This window comes from Arthrobacter sp. TJ-217 (assembly GCF_058269255.1).
Map to the genome: position 1 here is coordinate 342,438 of NZ_JBZCNJ010000003.1, position 14,633 is coordinate 357,070.

13 protein-coding genes and 1 tRNA gene are annotated in these 14,633 nt (G+C 68.0%); 8 read left to right on the forward strand and 6 right to left on the reverse strand.

All coding sequences use genetic code 11. The features are described 5' to 3' along the window. The 3 genes from AC4D2R_RS07440 to AC4D2R_RS07450 all read left to right on the forward strand — a co-directional run bounded on the left by AC4D2R_RS07440 (window position 1) and on the right by AC4D2R_RS07450 (window position 2,609). The gene (locus tag AC4D2R_RS07440) at window positions 1-873 is read left to right on the forward strand and encodes an FAD:protein FMN transferase (RefSeq protein WP_490938925.1); all 873 of its coding nucleotides are present in this window, start codon (window positions 1-3) and stop codon (window positions 871-873) included. Further along, on the forward strand, window positions 867-2,378 hold the full coding sequence (locus AC4D2R_RS07445) for an FAD-dependent oxidoreductase (protein ID WP_490938927.1): 1,512 nt from the start codon (window positions 867-869) through the stop codon (window positions 2,376-2,378). Before AC4D2R_RS07440 ends, AC4D2R_RS07445 begins: the two co-directional genes overlap by 7 nt. 158 nt (window positions 2,379-2,536) lie before the next feature. Next, window positions 2,537-2,609, forward strand: a tRNA-Arg gene (locus AC4D2R_RS07450). Window positions 2,610-2,689: 80 nt separating this feature from the next. Here the strand turns inward: AC4D2R_RS07450 and AC4D2R_RS07455 are convergent. After that, window positions 2,690-3,256, reverse strand: a complete 567-nt coding sequence (locus tag AC4D2R_RS07455) for a DinB family protein (protein ID WP_490938929.1) — start codon at window positions 3,254-3,256, stop codon at window positions 2,690-2,692. Further along, a complete protein-coding gene (locus tag AC4D2R_RS07460; protein ID WP_490938931.1) occupies window positions 3,253-3,885 on the reverse strand; it encodes a DJ-1/PfpI family protein in 633 nt (210 codons plus the stop codon). The genes AC4D2R_RS07455 and AC4D2R_RS07460 overlap by 4 nt, the downstream gene beginning before the upstream one ends. Before the next feature lie 93 nt (window positions 3,886-3,978). Here AC4D2R_RS07460 and AC4D2R_RS07465 point away from each other — a divergent pair, with 93 nt between their 5' ends. Both AC4D2R_RS07465 and hrpA read left to right on the forward strand, forming a co-directional pair. Next, the gene (locus AC4D2R_RS07465) at window positions 3,979-4,956 is read left to right on the forward strand and encodes a helix-turn-helix transcriptional regulator (protein WP_490899814.1); all 978 of its coding nucleotides are present in this window, start codon (window positions 3,979-3,981) and stop codon (window positions 4,954-4,956) included. Window positions 4,957-5,098: 142 nt separating this feature from the next. Beyond that, a complete protein-coding gene (gene hrpA, locus AC4D2R_RS07470) occupies window positions 5,099-9,067 on the forward strand; it encodes an ATP-dependent RNA helicase HrpA (RefSeq protein WP_490938933.1) in 3,969 nt (1,322 codons plus the stop codon). Here the strand turns inward: hrpA and AC4D2R_RS07475 are convergent. Together AC4D2R_RS07475 and AC4D2R_RS07480 are read right to left on the reverse strand one after the other, a co-directional pair. Further along, window positions 9,064-9,489 carry an HIT family protein gene (locus AC4D2R_RS07475; protein WP_490899812.1) on the reverse strand — a complete coding sequence of 142 codons (426 nt, stop codon included), beginning with the start codon at window positions 9,487-9,489 and terminating at the stop codon, window positions 9,064-9,066. The genes hrpA and AC4D2R_RS07475 overlap by 4 nt on opposite strands. Before the next feature lie 151 nt (window positions 9,490-9,640). Then, window positions 9,641-10,474 carry a sulfurtransferase gene (locus AC4D2R_RS07480; RefSeq protein ID WP_490938935.1) on the reverse strand — a complete coding sequence of 278 codons (834 nt, stop codon included), beginning with the start codon at window positions 10,472-10,474 and terminating at the stop codon, window positions 9,641-9,643. A 103-nt stretch (window positions 10,475-10,577) separates the two neighbouring features. Here AC4D2R_RS07480 and AC4D2R_RS07485 point away from each other — a divergent pair, with 103 nt between their 5' ends. Then, window positions 10,578-11,660: a PLP-dependent cysteine synthase family protein gene (locus tag AC4D2R_RS07485; RefSeq protein ID WP_490899810.1), complete on the forward strand. Its 1,083-nt coding sequence runs from the start codon at window positions 10,578-10,580 to the stop codon at window positions 11,658-11,660. A gap of 22 nt (window positions 11,661-11,682) precedes the next feature. Here AC4D2R_RS07485 and AC4D2R_RS07490 read toward each other — a convergent pair whose 3' ends face one another. Beyond that, window positions 11,683-11,946 carry a DUF6221 family protein gene (locus AC4D2R_RS07490; RefSeq protein WP_490899809.1) on the reverse strand — a complete coding sequence of 88 codons (264 nt, stop codon included), beginning with the start codon at window positions 11,944-11,946 and terminating at the stop codon, window positions 11,683-11,685. 152 nt (window positions 11,947-12,098) lie between these two features. Here AC4D2R_RS07490 and AC4D2R_RS07495 point away from each other — a divergent pair, with 152 nt between their 5' ends. Further along, window positions 12,099-12,563, forward strand: coding sequence for a DUF4383 domain-containing protein (locus AC4D2R_RS07495; protein WP_490899808.1), 465 nt, complete (start codon window positions 12,099-12,101; stop codon window positions 12,561-12,563). Window positions 12,564-12,677: 114 nt separating this feature from the next. Here the strand turns inward: AC4D2R_RS07495 and AC4D2R_RS07500 are convergent, their stop codons facing one another. After that, on the reverse strand, window positions 12,678-13,568 hold the full coding sequence (locus AC4D2R_RS07500; RefSeq protein WP_490938937.1) for a universal stress protein: 891 nt from the start codon (window positions 13,566-13,568) through the stop codon (window positions 12,678-12,680). 381 nt (window positions 13,569-13,949) lie between these two features. Between AC4D2R_RS07500 and AC4D2R_RS07505 the strand changes: the two genes are divergently transcribed. After that, entirely contained in the window at window positions 13,950-14,633 is a 684-nt protein-coding gene (locus tag AC4D2R_RS07505; RefSeq protein ID WP_490899806.1) for a response regulator, read from the forward strand.

Genomic DNA, 14,633 nt, shown 5'->3' on the forward strand with positions numbered 1-14,633 from the left:
ATGGTGTCGGAAACGAGCAGTTTCAGCTTCGAGGCGATTGGAACGTCCTGGCAGGTGGACACCGCGCATCCCGTTGAGCCCCGGCTCAGGGAGGCAATCGGCCGCCTGGTCGAAGACTACGACGCGCTGTATTCGCGCTTCCGCACCGACTCGGGCGTCGCCGCCCTCGCGGCGTCCGGGGGCCGCCTCGAACTGCCGGACCACGGCGAGCCGCTGGGCCGCCTCTTCCGGACGCTGTACCGCCTCACCGGAGGATCGCTCTCCCCGCTGGCCGGGGAGGTCCTCTCCCATCTCGGGTACGACGCCGGCTACAGCTTCGTTCCAAAGGGCCCCGCGGCGCCGGCACGGGCGTGGCCAGGTGCCCTCGGCTGGGAGGGAACGTTGATCACGGCGCACGAGCCGGTTCTCCTCGACGTCGGCGCGGCGGGCAAGGGGCAGCTCGTTGACCTGGTTGCCGGCCTGCTTGCGGCCCAGGGACACGACGAGTTCGTTGTGGACGCAAGCGGCGACATGCTCCACCGCGGCGGGAAGCCCCTGCGGGTGGGCCTCGAGCACCCCTACGATCCCACCCGGGCTGTCGGGGTGCTCGAGCTGAAGGACCGGGCGCTGTGCGCCTCGGCATCGAACCGAAGGACCTGGGCGGACGGGCTCCACCATGTCGTTGACGCCGCCACCGGCCGGTGCGTGGATACAGTGGTTGCGACGTGGGCCCTCGCCTGCGACGCGATGACCGCCGATGCCCTCGCCACCGCACTGTTCCTCGCCGAACCCGAGGTCCTTGCCGCCGAGTTCACCTTCGACTACGTCCAGGTCTTCTCCGACGGACGCGCCCGCTGTTCTCCTTCCCTGATCGGAGCGTTGTTCTCATGCTGAGCAGAATCGACCGGATTCTTGGCCGCTTCACCATGTACCGGCTGACCCTTCTGCTGCTGATCGTTCTCGCAGCCGTCTCGCTTGCCCTTTCCGCGGCCGGGCTCCTTGCCTTCACTCCGGCCGAGCTTGGCGGAACCCTCGGTGTTGCAGTGCTTTCCTCGTGGGGCGGCACACGCGTCATGGCCCTGATGCTGCGCAGCCGTCCGCACAACGAATCATCGATCATCACCGGGCTGATCCTTTACTTCGTGATGTTCCCCGCGGCGACCGCCGAGGGCCTTGGCGGGGTGGCCGTGGCGGGGCTGGCGGCAGCGGCGTCGAAATACCTCATCGCCGTGCGGGGCCGCCACATCCTCAACCCGGCCGCGGCCGGAGCGGTCACCGCCACGCTGTTCGGCGTCTCGGCGGCCGGCTGGTGGGTTGCCAACCCGTACCTGCTCCCCCTCGTCGCCGCGGGGGCCGCGGTGCTGCTGTACCGGACGCGGAAGCTGCTGCTGGGTGCCGTCTTCATCGGCCTGGCCACCGTGCTCCTCGTCGCCGGGCTGGTGTCCGGCGGGGTTTCCCCGCTTGAGGGAGCCTCCCTGGTCCTCACCTCCTACCCGGTGCTCTTCCTCGCCGGGTTCATGCTCTCCGAGCCGTTGACCCTGCCGCCGCTGCGCTGGCAGCAGCTGCTCATCGCCGTGATCGTCGCGGTGCTCTTCGCCGCCCAGATCAGCATCGGCCCGGTCCTGCTTGGACCAGAGTTCGCGCTCGTCATCGGCAACGCAGTGGCCTTCCTGCTCGGGCAGCGCCGGGGCATCCGCCTCTCCTTCACCTCAAGCCGCCCCCTGACCCCCACCAGCACCGAACTCTCCTTCCGTCCTGCCCACCCCGTGCGGTTCAGGGCGGGGCAGTACGTCGAGCTCGACCTGCCGCACGAACGCACCGACCTCCGCGGGTCGCGGCGGGTCTTCAGCATCACCTCGGCGCCACAGGACACCGGAGAGCTGAGTCTCGGGCTGCGCGTCTCAACACCTGGCAGCAGCTTCAAAAAGACGCTGCTCGGGCTGAGGCAGGGGGCCGCGGTCCGGGGCACTGTGGTTGGGGGCGACTTCCGGCTGCCGCGGAATCCGGGTGTTCCGCTGCTGCTCGCGGCCGGGGGAATCGGCATCACACCGTTCATGAGCCAGCTGCGGGACCTTGCGGCGCGCTCCGAGGAGCGGGACATCGTGCTCGTCTATACGGTGACCAGTGCCGAGGAGATCGCCTACCTGGCCGAACTTGAGGCGCTTGGCGTCCCGGTTGTGCTCTTCGCCGACCGGCAGCCCGCGGGCGGCCTTCCGCCGCGCTGGCGGTACGCGGGAACGGGACGCCCGACCGCTGAAGCGCTGGGCGCCGAGGTGCCTGACCTGCGGGCGCGGAAGATCTACGCCTCCGGCTCTCCGCGGTTCCTCTCCTCCTTCAAGTCAGCGGTCCGCGGGGCGGGCGGCGGCAAGGTCTCAACCGACGCGTTCCTGGGTTACTGATGTGGGTTACTGATGGAGGGGTACTGACACTGCGAACCGGCCCTCGGGCGGGGTGCTGCGGTGCGGAAAGGCACCGGTCAGCGCAGCGTTTCCACTGAACTGATTCCACCTGCTAAGCTCATTAAGTCCCTAACGGCGACGGAGAAAATCCGTCCCATGCCTTCGTAGCTCAGGGGATAGAGCGTCTGCCTCCGGAGCAGAAGGTCGTAGGTTCGAATCCTATCGAGGGCACAACAAGCCAGGTCGAAAGATCATCGGCGCGCACCGCCGCCGGCCCTTGGGCCGGCGGCGGTTTCCGTTTAAAGGGGCGGTCAGCTGCGCTCCGGGGCGAAGCCGTCGCGGTAGAGATCGCGCAGCAGGGCCACTTCGGCGAGGTGGTGGATCATCTCCCGGTTGATGTGGAGCACAAGGGCCAGCATGGGTGAGGCTGCGAACGGCCCCTCGGCCGGGCCAACGGGGCGGGCCAGCGCTTCATCGTCAAGCGCCGAGACGGCTCCGATCCATTGCCCGTAAAGTCCGTCGAGGCGTTCCAGGGCGGCGTCGGCCGTTCCCGGGTAGTCGAAGCTGCGGTAGGTGATCGGCTCGCCGCCGAAATGGGAGCCGACCCGCTCCCCCAGCACGCCGACGATCACATGGCACAGCCGCCAGGCGATGGTGGTGACCGGCGGCGGCACCGGCGCGGGAACCGCATACTCGATGACAAACCGGCCGGAACCTGCGTTGACCGGCGCCGCCGCCTCCCCGCGCGGCCGCACGCTCCAGCAGCCGGCAACGGGTTCCCAGAAGTACTCCCCGTCACTGAGTCCCTCGAGCCGCGGCCGCGCCTGGTTCTTCCAGTGCCACGAGAGCTGTTCCGCGAGTTCGTTGGCGAGGATCATTGCGCCGATCCCTCCATCAGCTTGTAGATCCCCCGCACGTCGCGCTTGCCCCAAAAAAGCATCCAGTTCGCAACGGTCTCGGAATCCATGACGTCGAGCGTCCTGAAGATCTCGGCCGCGAACTCCACGGGAGCCCACGATCCGGCCGTCACCACCCTGCCGTCGCTCACTGCGAGGTCCTCCCGATAGAGCGCCGAGCCTGCGTAGCCGGGAAGTTCGGCAAGTCCTTCGGCGGTGTTCGCTGTGTGGGCGACGTCGTTGAGAAGTCCCGCTCCGGCGAGCGCGTCGACGGCGCCGCAGATCGCCGCGACGGGAGCGCCGTCGTCCTTGAGCTGAGCGGCGAGGTCGAGCACAGCCGTGTTCGCACCACGGTCAGCCCAGCCGGTTCCGCCGGGAAGGAGCAGGGCATCGACCTGGTCTGCTGAGACGTCGGCGAGCGCCTGGTCCGGCGTCACCGTCATGCCGCCCATCGTGCGGACCGGTCGGCCATCGGCCGAGGCTGTGCTCAGCCGTACCGTTGGCTCCGGACGCAGGAACTGGCCACCGGCCAGTTCGGCGGCAGCGTAGCCGACCTCCCAGTCGGCCATTCCCTGGGGAAGGTACAACAGGACATTAAGGGTGGCGCTCATCGTTTCCTCCTGGGATGCCGGACCGGCGGGTCACTCCAAGGGTAGGAAGCGATGCGGACAGCTTTTGTCCGGGGTGGGAGGTAGGTTGAAGCCATGTTGGAGACCTCGGCCCGCCTTCTGCACCTGTTGTCCCTGCTCCAGCTGCGCAGGGAATGGACCGGCCCCGCCCTTGCCCAGCGCCTTGAAGTGACCGAACGGACGGTGCGCCGCGACATTGGCAAGCTGCGCACCCTCGGTTACCCCATTTCCGCCTCGCCGGGCATTGCCGGGGGCTACCAGCTCGGGGCCGGCGCCCAGCTCCCCCCGCTGCTGCTCGACGACGACGAAGCGCTGGCGGTTGCGATCGGCCTGACCGCGGTGACGGCAAGCCCTGTGTCCGGGGTGGGCGAAGCATCGGTGCGTGCCCTGACGAAACTCGAACAGGTGCTGCCCGCCCGGCTCCGGCCGAAGTTCGCCGGCCTGCGCTCGGCCGTGACGCGGATGGCCGCGGCGAGCACCCCCGTCGATCCGGCAGTGCTCACGGCCCTTTCTGCGGCGATCACCGAGCGCCGCAGTGTGTCCTTCCGATATGACCGGCACGACGGCGTTTCGTCGCGGCGCATCGTCGAGCCGTACCGCCTCGTCGACACGGGCCGGCGCTGGTACCTTGTGGCCTGGGACAGCGACCGCGAAGACTGGCGGACCTTCCGCGTCGACCGGTGCCGCAGCATCCCCTCCCCGCGGGGCCGGTTCGCCCCGCGGCCGCTCCCGGCCGCGGACCTCGCGAAATACGTCCAGCAGTCAATCACCCGGTCCCCCTACACCTACGAGGCGGTGATCCGCCTCTCCGCCGGCGTTGCGGAGGTGGAACAGCGGCTGCCGGCCGACACCGCCGAGCTCGAGCCCGACGGCCCCGACTCGACGATCCTCCGCGCCGGATTCGACTCCCTCGATTACCCGCTGGTGCACCTCGCGGCGATGAACATCGAATTCGAGGTGCTCGCGCCCGAGTCGATGCGGCTCCGGGCACAGGAGCTGGCGGCCCGCCTGGACCGGGCTTCAAGTCCGGCAGAGGCTGATCCTGCCCCTTGATGGGGGACGGCCCGCGGTCCTGCCCACTGACGGGCCGCGGCCGGTGGGCATGTCCGGAGATGCCCACCGATCAGGCCGGGTGAGTGGGCGGGCCCGTTTTTGAATGGCCCCGGCCTGCGGACCACTAGACTTAACCGCAACTATGACACTGACAATCTCCTACCCCGCCGACCTCCCCGTCTCAGGGCGCCGGGCGGACATCATGGCGGCCATCGCCGCGAACCAGGTCACGATCATCGCCGGGGAGACCGGCTCGGGAAAGACCACCCAGATTCCCAAGATGTGCCTTGAGCTCGGACTCGCCGAGCACGGGCTGATCGGGCACACCCAGCCCCGCAGGCTTGCCGCCCGTACGGTTGCCGAACGCATCGCCGAGGAACTCGACGTGAACCTCGGCGAGGAGGTGGGCTACCAGGTCCGCTTCACCGGCCAGGTGGGCCGCAGCACCAAGATCAAGATCATGACCGACGGCATCCTGCTGGCGGAGATCCAGCACGACCGGCTGCTGCGCCGCTACAGCACGATCATCATCGACGAGGCCCACGAGCGCAGCCTCAACATCGACTTCATCCTCGGCTACCTGAAGCGCATCCTCCCGCAGCGCCCGGACCTGAAGGTGATCATCACCTCGGCCACCATCGACCCGGAGCGCTTCGCCGCGCACTTCGTCGCCGACGCCGCCGTCAAGAGCAGCGCCCCGGCGCCCATCATCGAGGTCTCGGGCCGCACCTTCCCTGTTGAGATCCGCTACCGTCCCCTCGACCAGCCCGTCGGCGACAACGACTCCGACGACGAGCTCGAGGAGGCGCGCGACCCGGTCGACGCCGTTTGCGACGCCGTCGAGGAACTGTCCCGGGAGGCACCGGGCGACATCCTCGTCTTCTTCTCCGGCGAGCGCGAAATCCGCGACGCGGCCGACGCCCTCCGGGCACGGATCCAGAACACCCAGCGCCTGCGGGGCACTGAGGTGCTTCCACTTTTCGCCCGGCTGTCCCTTCAGGAACAGCACCGCGTGTTCAGCGCCGGCGGCTCCAACCGGCGCATCGTGCTGGCCACGAACGTCGCCGAAACCTCGCTGACGGTCCCGGGCATCAAGTACGTGATCGACACCGGAACCGCCCGCATCTCCCGGTACTCCCACCGCACCAAGGTGCAGCGGCTGCCCATCGAACGCGTTTCCCAGGCCTCGGCCAACCAGCGCTCCGGGCGCTCGGGACGCGTCTCGGACGGCATCGCCATCCGCCTTTACTCCGAAGAGGACTTTGAGTCCCGGCGCCCGTTCACCGAGCCGGAGATCCTGCGGACCAGCCTTGCCGCGGTGATCCTGCAGATGACCGCCATGGGCGTCACGAAGAGCCCGCGCGACATCGCCGAGTTCCCCTTCGTCGAGCCGCCCGATGCAAAGGCCATCACCGACGGCGTGGCGCTGCTGCGTGAACTTGGCGCGTTGAACAACGACGGCGGCCTGTCCCCCGTCGGCCGCAAGCTGGCGCAGCTGCCCGTCGACCCCCGCCTCGGGCGCATGATCGTCGAGGCCGGAGGCCGGGGGTGCGCGAAGGAGGTGATGGTCCTCGCTGCGGCACTGACCATCCAGGACCCCCGGGAACGGCCCTCCGCCGACCAGCCCGCCAAGCTGCAGAGCGCCACCGAGAAGCACAAGCGCTTCCTCGACGAGAACTCGGATTTCACCGGGTACCTGAACCTGTGGCGGTACCTCGAGGAGCAGCAGAAGGAGCTGTCCTCAACCCAGTTCCGCAAGCTGTGCCGCAACGAGTTCATCAACTACCTGCGCGTGCGCGAGTGGCAGGACCTGTTCGCCCAGCTGCGCCAACTGGCCAAACCGCTCGGCATCACCCTGCAGGCGGGCCCCGTGGACCCCGTGGGCAACAGCGACGCGATCCACATCAGCCTGCTCTCCGGGCTGCTCAGCCACATCGGCCTCTACGACCAGCGCAAGCGGGAGTACGCCGGCGCCCGCGGCACACGCTTCGCGGTCTTCCCCGGCTCGGCACTGTTCAAGAAGTCCCCCGACTGGGTGATGGCCGCGGAACTCGTCGAAACCTCGCGGCTGTGGGCGCGGGTCGCCGCCCGGTTCGACCCGCTCTGGGCCGAGGAGGTGGCCCCGCACCTCGTCAAACGCAGCTACAGCGAACCGCACTGGTCAAGCCGCCAGGGCTCGGTAATGGCCTATGAGAAGGTGACCCTCTACGGGGTGCCGATCGTGCCGCAGCGACGGATCAACTACGGCCGGATCGACAAGGAACTCGCCCGCGAGCTGTTCATCCGCCATGCGCTCGTGGAGGGCGACTGGAAGACCCACCACAAGTTCTTCGCGCGCAACCGCGAGCGGCTCGCGGAGATTGAAGAGCTCGAGAACCGGCTGCGCCGCAGGGACCTCCGCGTCGACGACGAAACGCTCTTCGAGTTCTACGATGCGCGGATCGGGGCTGACGTCGTCTCCGAACGCCACTTCGACTCCTGGTGGAAACAGGCGCGCCGGGCCACGCCGGAGCTCCTTGACTTCGACCCGCGGGAGCTCCTCAACGAGGACGCCGACGGGCTCGACGAGTCGGCGTTCCCGACCATCTGGCGCCAGAACGGCTTCGAACTTCCGCTGAGCTATGAGTTCTCCCCCGGCGCCCCCGGCGCGGCCGACGGCGTCACCGTCCACATCCCCCTGCTGTTCCTCAACCAACTGGAGGCCGGACCGTTCCGGTGGCAGATTCCCGGGCTGCGTGAGGAACTTGTCACGGCGCTGATCAAGTCGCTGCCCAAACCGGTGCGCAAGAACTTCGTGCCGGCCCCCGACGTCGCCCGCTCCGCCGTTGCGGCCCTTGAGGCGGACTTCGACCCGGCACGCGACGAGCTCGAACCCTCCCTCGAACTGGTCCTCCGCCGCCTCAAGGGGCACATCATTCCGCCGGGCTCCTGGAACTGGTCGGTGCTCCCGCCGCACCTGCTGATGAACTTCCAGGTGGTCGACTCCGGGGGCATCCTCGGTGAAGGACCGGACCTCGACGCCCTCAAGGATTCCCTCGCCCCCGCCGTCAGCCGGGCCATCGCCGCCTCCCTAGGCGCAACGCCGTCAAGCACCCGGCCCAGCGGGCGTCCGGGCGCTGCGTCCAAACAGCGCACGGCGGGCCGCGGCAGCGCAGCCGCCTCCACGCCCACATCCCCAGCACCGGTGCCCGGAGTGCCAACAGGCGCAACGGATGCCGGCGGACCGGGCATCGCCGAGGTGACCGGCGCCGTCTCCTGGACCTTCGGGGCAATCCCGCGGGAAGTCTCCCGGAGCGTCTCGGGGCACCGGGTCACGGGATACCCGGCCCTCGTCGACGAGACCCGTGCGGTTGGCCTTCGCGTGTTCGCCAACCCCGCCGAGCAGGCCGAGGCGATGCGCGCCGGGGTGATCCGCCTGCTTGCCCTGCGGGTGCCGAGCCCCGCCAAGTATGTCCTCGAGCACCTGAGCAACACCGAAAAGCTGACGTTCAGCCAGAACCCCCATGGCAGCGTGGCGGGGCTGATCGAGGACTGCACCCTCGCGGCCATCGACAAGCTCGTCCCGGAGCAGCTCCCCTGGACCGAAGGCGACTTCAACACGCTCTACGAACATGTCCGCGCCGAACTGATCGACACGGTGTTCACGGTCACCGCCACCGTCGAAACGGTCCTCTCAAGCCACCGCAGGATCACAAAGCAGCTCAAGGGCACAACAAGCCTTGCCCTGATCACCGCACTGAACGACATCCGGAGCCAGCTCGAGCAGCTGATCTATCCGGGATTCGTCGCGGCGACCGGATACTCCCAGCTGAGCCAGCTGCCCCGGTACCTGCGCGGCATCGAACTGCGCCTCGAGAAGCTGGCGGTCAACATTGCCCGGGACAACGCCGGCACCGCCGCCGTCCAGCGCCTCGAGGACGAATACGACGAGGCAGTCGCCGCGCTGGCGCCCGGAGGCCGGAGGGTTCCGCCGGGCCTCCGGAAGGTCCGGTGGATGCTCGAAGAGCTGCGCATCAGCCTGTTCGCCCAGGAGCTCGGGACGGCCTACTCGGTGTCGGAGAAGCGGATCCGGGCAGCACTGAACGAGGCCCTGGCCGCCCGGGCCGCCTAGGCGGGGACGTTAGCTGCGTGCCCCGCCGCGCGCAGGGCTGCACGCAGGTCTTCGGCGGCGGCGTCCATGAGCTGGGGATCGGGGTTGTTGTCGACGCGGTGCACGTCGAAGTCGGCGGCGCTCTGCGTGGGCCAGACGTGCACGTGAAGGTGCGGAACCTCGTACCCTTCGATCAACACCCCGACCCGCTTGGCGCCGAACGCCTCCTGCTGGGCCCTGCCGATCGTCTGGGCCACCTCCATCACCCGTGCGAGCGCCGAGGGGTCGGCGTCGAGCCACTGCGCAATCTCACGGCGGGGAACCACAAGGGTGTGTCCCTGCGTGATCGGCGCAATCGTCAGGAAGGCGACGACGTCGTCGTCCTTCCAGACGAAGCGGCCGGGGATTTCGCCTTCGATGATGCGGGTAAACAGGGTGCTCACACGGTCTCCTTGGGGTGGGGGATGCGCTGGTCCTTGAGGCTGCAGAGCCGTCCGCAGCGGCGGGGGCGAGGGACGTCCTGGGGTCATGGGCTCGACGCTACCTGCTGCCCCGGGCGGAGGCCACCCGGGGCAGCAGCAGGGCGGTGCAGGCTCAGCCTCCGGTGGCCACCGGAAGATCGGAACGCGCGGACCACTGGGACCACGACCCGGGATAGAGTGCCGCCGAGAATCCGGCGATCTCCAGCGCGGCAATCTCGTGGGCGGCCGTGATGCCCGAGCCGCAGTACACAGCCACGCGCCCGGCCTCCGTCACACCGAGCCGGCGAAACCTCTCCCGGAGCTCCCCTGCGGTGCGGAAGGTCTTGTTGCCCCGGAGATTTTCGGTGGTCGGCGCGCTGCGCGCGCCGGGGATGTGTCCGGCCTTCGGATCAACCGGCTCATGCTCCCCCCGGTAGCGCTCCACGGCGCGGGCGTCGAGGAGCACCCCGTGCGCCGGCAGCTCGGCGACGGCGTCGATGCCGATCACGGGCATGGCGCCGGTGCCCAGCTCGACCGAGCCGAGGCAGTGCTGTTCCTCTCCGCCCTCCACCTCGAACCCCGCGGCCTGCCATGCGGCAAGCCCGCCGTCGAGGAGGTGGACCGCTTCCAGCCCCGCGTCCCGGAGCAGCCACCACAGCCGGGCGGCGGCCATGTTGCCTGAGTCATCGTAGGCAACGACGACGTCGTCGGTGCTGTTGATGCCCCACTGCTGTGCCGACTCCTGGAGCGCCAGCGCATCGGGCAGCGGGTGCCTGCCCAGCTCCGGCGCGCCTGGGGCGCACAGCCGTTCCTCAAGATCCACGTACAAGGCGCCGGGGATATGCGCCGAGCGGTAATGTTCGCGGCCGTGGGGATCGCCCAGGGACCAGCGGACATCAAGCAGAACGGTCTGCAGGCCGGAGGTCATCCGGTCCCGCAGCGTCTGCACGTCCATCAGGGTCTTCATCAAGATCTCCTTGTAGAGGTGGAACCGACGCCGCGCCGGTCCCGATGCACGCCAGTCCACCACAGGCTCCGAAGGTATTCCAGTCCACTTGTACGCTTGGGGAATGATCACCTACCCGGCCTCATCCGGCCGCGCCTGGACCGAGGAGGCAATCCGCCGCATTGAGGCGGAGAACAACAGGTCCGCCGATACGCATCTCATCTCCGTTCCCCTGCCCAGCCGGTGGGGGGTGCAGGTCTACCTCAAGGACGAGTCGACGCACGCGACGGGCAGCCTGAAGCACAGGCTTGCGCGCTCGCTCTTCCTGTTCGGACTCGTCAACGGCTGGATCACCGAGGGAACGACGATAGTCGAGGCCTCAAGCGGCTCCACCGCCGTATCGGAGGCATACTTCGCGCGCCTGCTCGGCCTGCCGTTCATCTCCGTGATGACGGGCACCACCAGCCCTGAGAAGATCGCGTTGATCAAGCAGTACGGCGGCACCTGCCGTTTCGTCGACCACGCCTCAGAGGTGTACGCAGCGGCCGAGCGGATCGCCGGCGAGACCGGCGGCCACTACCTTGACCAGTTCACCTACGCCGAACGTGCAACCGACTGGCGGGGCAACAACAACATCGCCGAGTCGATCTTCGGCCAGCTCGCACTCGAACCGCACCCGGTGCCCGAATGGGTCGTTGTTGGCGCGGGAACCGGAGGAACCAGCGCAACGATCGGCAGGTACATCAGGTACAACCGCCATCCCACGCGGCTTGCGGTTGTCGACCCGGAAAATTCGGCGTTCTATCCCGCGTGGAAGGATCCGACGGCACCGGCCACGGGGCTGCCCTCGCGCATCGAGGGAATCGGGCGCCCGCGCCGCGAGCCAAGCTTCATTCCCGGCGTGATCGATGCGATGATCCAGGTCCCCGATGCTGCGTCCATTGCCGCCGCACGGCACCTGCGCAAGCTCACCGGTGTCCATGCGGGACCATCGACCGGGACGAATCTCTGGGGGGTATGGCAGCTCGCCGCGTCCCTTGCCGCGGAGGGACGCGCGGGAAGCATCGTCTCCATCATGTGCGATTCCGGGGACCGCTACGCGCGCTCCTACGAGGACGGGGAGTGGCTCGCCGGACACGGACTCGATCCGGCTCCCTACCAGGAGGTCCTCGACGGGTTCTTCGCGACCGGGCGCTGGTCGGAGTGAAGCCGCCGGCGGCGCTCGGGGCCTACGGGCGCCACTCCCTCCGGTATTCAGGATGGCCGGCATACGGCAGGGCCATGAGCCGGAGGAACACCCCCATGTAGTCCTGCTGGTCTGCCGGCACCTTCGCCCAGTCAACGCGCTGGTAGTGCGCCACCATCAGGCGCTTGGCCTCGCATTCGGCGAGGGCACGGTCGAGCACCGGCACCGATTGGACGTGCCACCACGAGTGCACATTCTCTTCATCGTCGGCGATGCGTGCAAGGAGGAAATCGATGAGATCACTCAATGTCGAACCCTCCCGAACCGACTTGTCGCAGTTTCATAGGCGGTTTCCTATTTCTCCCCATCCGCGGCGGGAGGTGCGGCGAATATGCCATGTGCCCGGATTAACGCAATCCGGACGGCATAACTTTCATCACGCACCATCAGGAGAAAACAATGGCAACATCACAGCATTCGCAGGCGCCTACCCGGTCGGGGGAAAAGACCGCCGTGCAGAAGGCCGCACTCGCGGTCGGAATCGTCTTCCTTCTTGTCGGCATCCTCGGCTTCGTTCCGGGGATTACTTCCCAGTATGACCAGTTGGCCGTTGCCGGACACCACTCGGGTGCCATGTTGCTCGGACTTTTCCAGGTTTCCGTGCTCCACAACGTCGTCCACCTGCTCTTCGGGGCAGCCGGTGTGGCTATGTCGCGCAGCATTTCGGGGGCCCGCTCCTTCCTGCTCGTCGGTGGAATCATCTACCTCGTGCTGTGGATCTACGGACTGGTCATCGACCAGGAGTCGGCCGGTAACTTCGTTCCGCTGAACGCGGCCGACAACTGGCTGCACCTTCTCCTCGGGATCGGCATGATCGCCCTGGCGCTCGTGCTTGGCAAGAAGCGCGCTGCGAACCGCGTCTAATCCCTTCCACTTGGGCGGATGAAAAGGGGAGGCCGTACCGGGCCTCCCCTTTTCTGTGGGCGGTCCCCACGACAAGACGCTGCCCTGCCCCCACCGGCGGCATCCGCGGCAGGCTCACGCCCCGGACTCGGTCCGCTTGCCTGCGGCGGGCACCGCCTCGTAGGGCCGCCAGATGATCACGTTCGCCTTCGAATGGTGGAGCACGGCATGCACGGTGGACCCCAGGCGCACAGCGAGGCCGTCAGCGCCCCGGGCGCCGAGGACGAGGCACGCCGCATCCGCAGCGAGGGCAACGAGCTTGCCGGCGACGGAGCGTCCGCCAAGCTGCGTTTCCTTCACATTCAGGTCCGGGGCCCGTTCGCGGGCCAGCGCCGCCGCATCCTGAAGCAACGTTTCGCCGCCGGGCGTGGCCTGGTGGCGGTGGAACCGCAGTGCAGGGAGATCCTGACTCACATGGACCAGCTGCAGGTCGATTCCTTCCTCAGTGGCGAGCTGACAGGCGAGGAGGAGTGCCTCCCGGCTCGAGGCCGAACCGTCGACGGCGGCGAGCACTGAGTCGCCGCCGGACTCGGCACCGCGGATCACCGCCACGGGGCAGCCGGCCGAGGACGCGAGGTGGAGACTCACCGATCCCACGAGGAGCCCGAGAAAACCGCCCAGCCCGCGGCTTCCTGTGACAACCATCGAGGCGTCGGCCGACAGGCGCGTCAGAATCGCCGCAGGGTAACCCGTCTCAAGACGGGCCTCAACCTCAACGCCCGGAGCCGCGGCCAGAGCCGCCTTCCGGCCCTCCTCAAGCGCCGCCAAGGCAGCGTTCTTCAGCCCGCTGCCCTCGACGCCGTCCACCGGCCCGAGGTCATGCGTGAACAGCGGCCAGATCCAGCAGTGGACGACAAGGAGTTTGCTCCCGCTGTGCAGCGCGCGGCGAGCGGCCCAGGCCACCGCCTTCGTGGCCTCCTCGGAACCGTCATATCCAACAACGACCGGCTTCTTCCCGGAGCTCACCGGGGACCTGCTTCCGGCACGCGTACCCCCGGATCGGAACCTGCGACCATGCCTGCCTCCTCATACGCCGTGGCACCCGGCATGCGGGTCCTCGCGTGCCGCTGCTCCTGGTCTTCCCAGCCTCGTTTGCACCGCGCCCTGCGGTAAGGGTCTTTAGTCCTCCCTTGTCCATACCCGCCGATCAATCGATTGTCCAGCACCGCGTCAATGCGCGGAAGACCGGACGGGGAATCCACGAAGCCGGACGGCACGGACTTTCGGCCCTGACAAATGTGCCCTCGACGCTGGATCATGGGGGGAAGACGTTCATGGGGACGCCTTTGGGGAAGACGTTTGGCAGGACGCCGAGGAAAGACGGTCACGCACCCAAGGGAGGCGGAAGTGAGCGGTCCTGAGGTGGCACGCGCGCCCGAAGCCGGGCGTCAAGCGGCAACAGTTTTCATCGTTGATGACCACGAACTCGTGCGGCGTGGATTGAGGGACCTCCTCGAGGGCGAGGGATTCATCGTCGTCGGCGAGTCGGCGTCGGCGGAAGACGCTTCCCGCCGGATTCCCGCGCTCGCACCCGATGTCTCGATACTCGATGCGCGGCTGCCGGACGGCACCGGGATCGAGGTGTGCAGGAACGTCCGGTCGGCCGACAGCTCGCTCCAGTGCCTGATCCTGACCAGCTATGACGATGATCAGGCGGTGCGCGGGGCGGTGCTCGCGGGTGCGGCCGGGTATGTCCTGAAGGAAGTGCTGAGCACCGACCTGATCGTGAAGATCCGCCACGCGGCTTCAGGCAAATCTCTCTTCGATCCCGCCGTCCGGGCGGATATTATCGCCGGGCTCGGGCGGGCTGGACAGGAGGATGCACGGCTCGATTCGCTCACCGCCCAGGAAAAGAAGGTGCTCCAGTACATCGGCGAGGGCCTGACCAATAAGGAGATCGGACAGACGATGTTCCTCGCCGAGAAAACGGTGAAGAATTACGTCTCCTCGATGCTCGCGAAGCTCGGCTTCCAGCGAAGGACCCAGGCCGCGGTTTTCATTGCGACCGGCAGGAACTCCCCCCAACCCTGA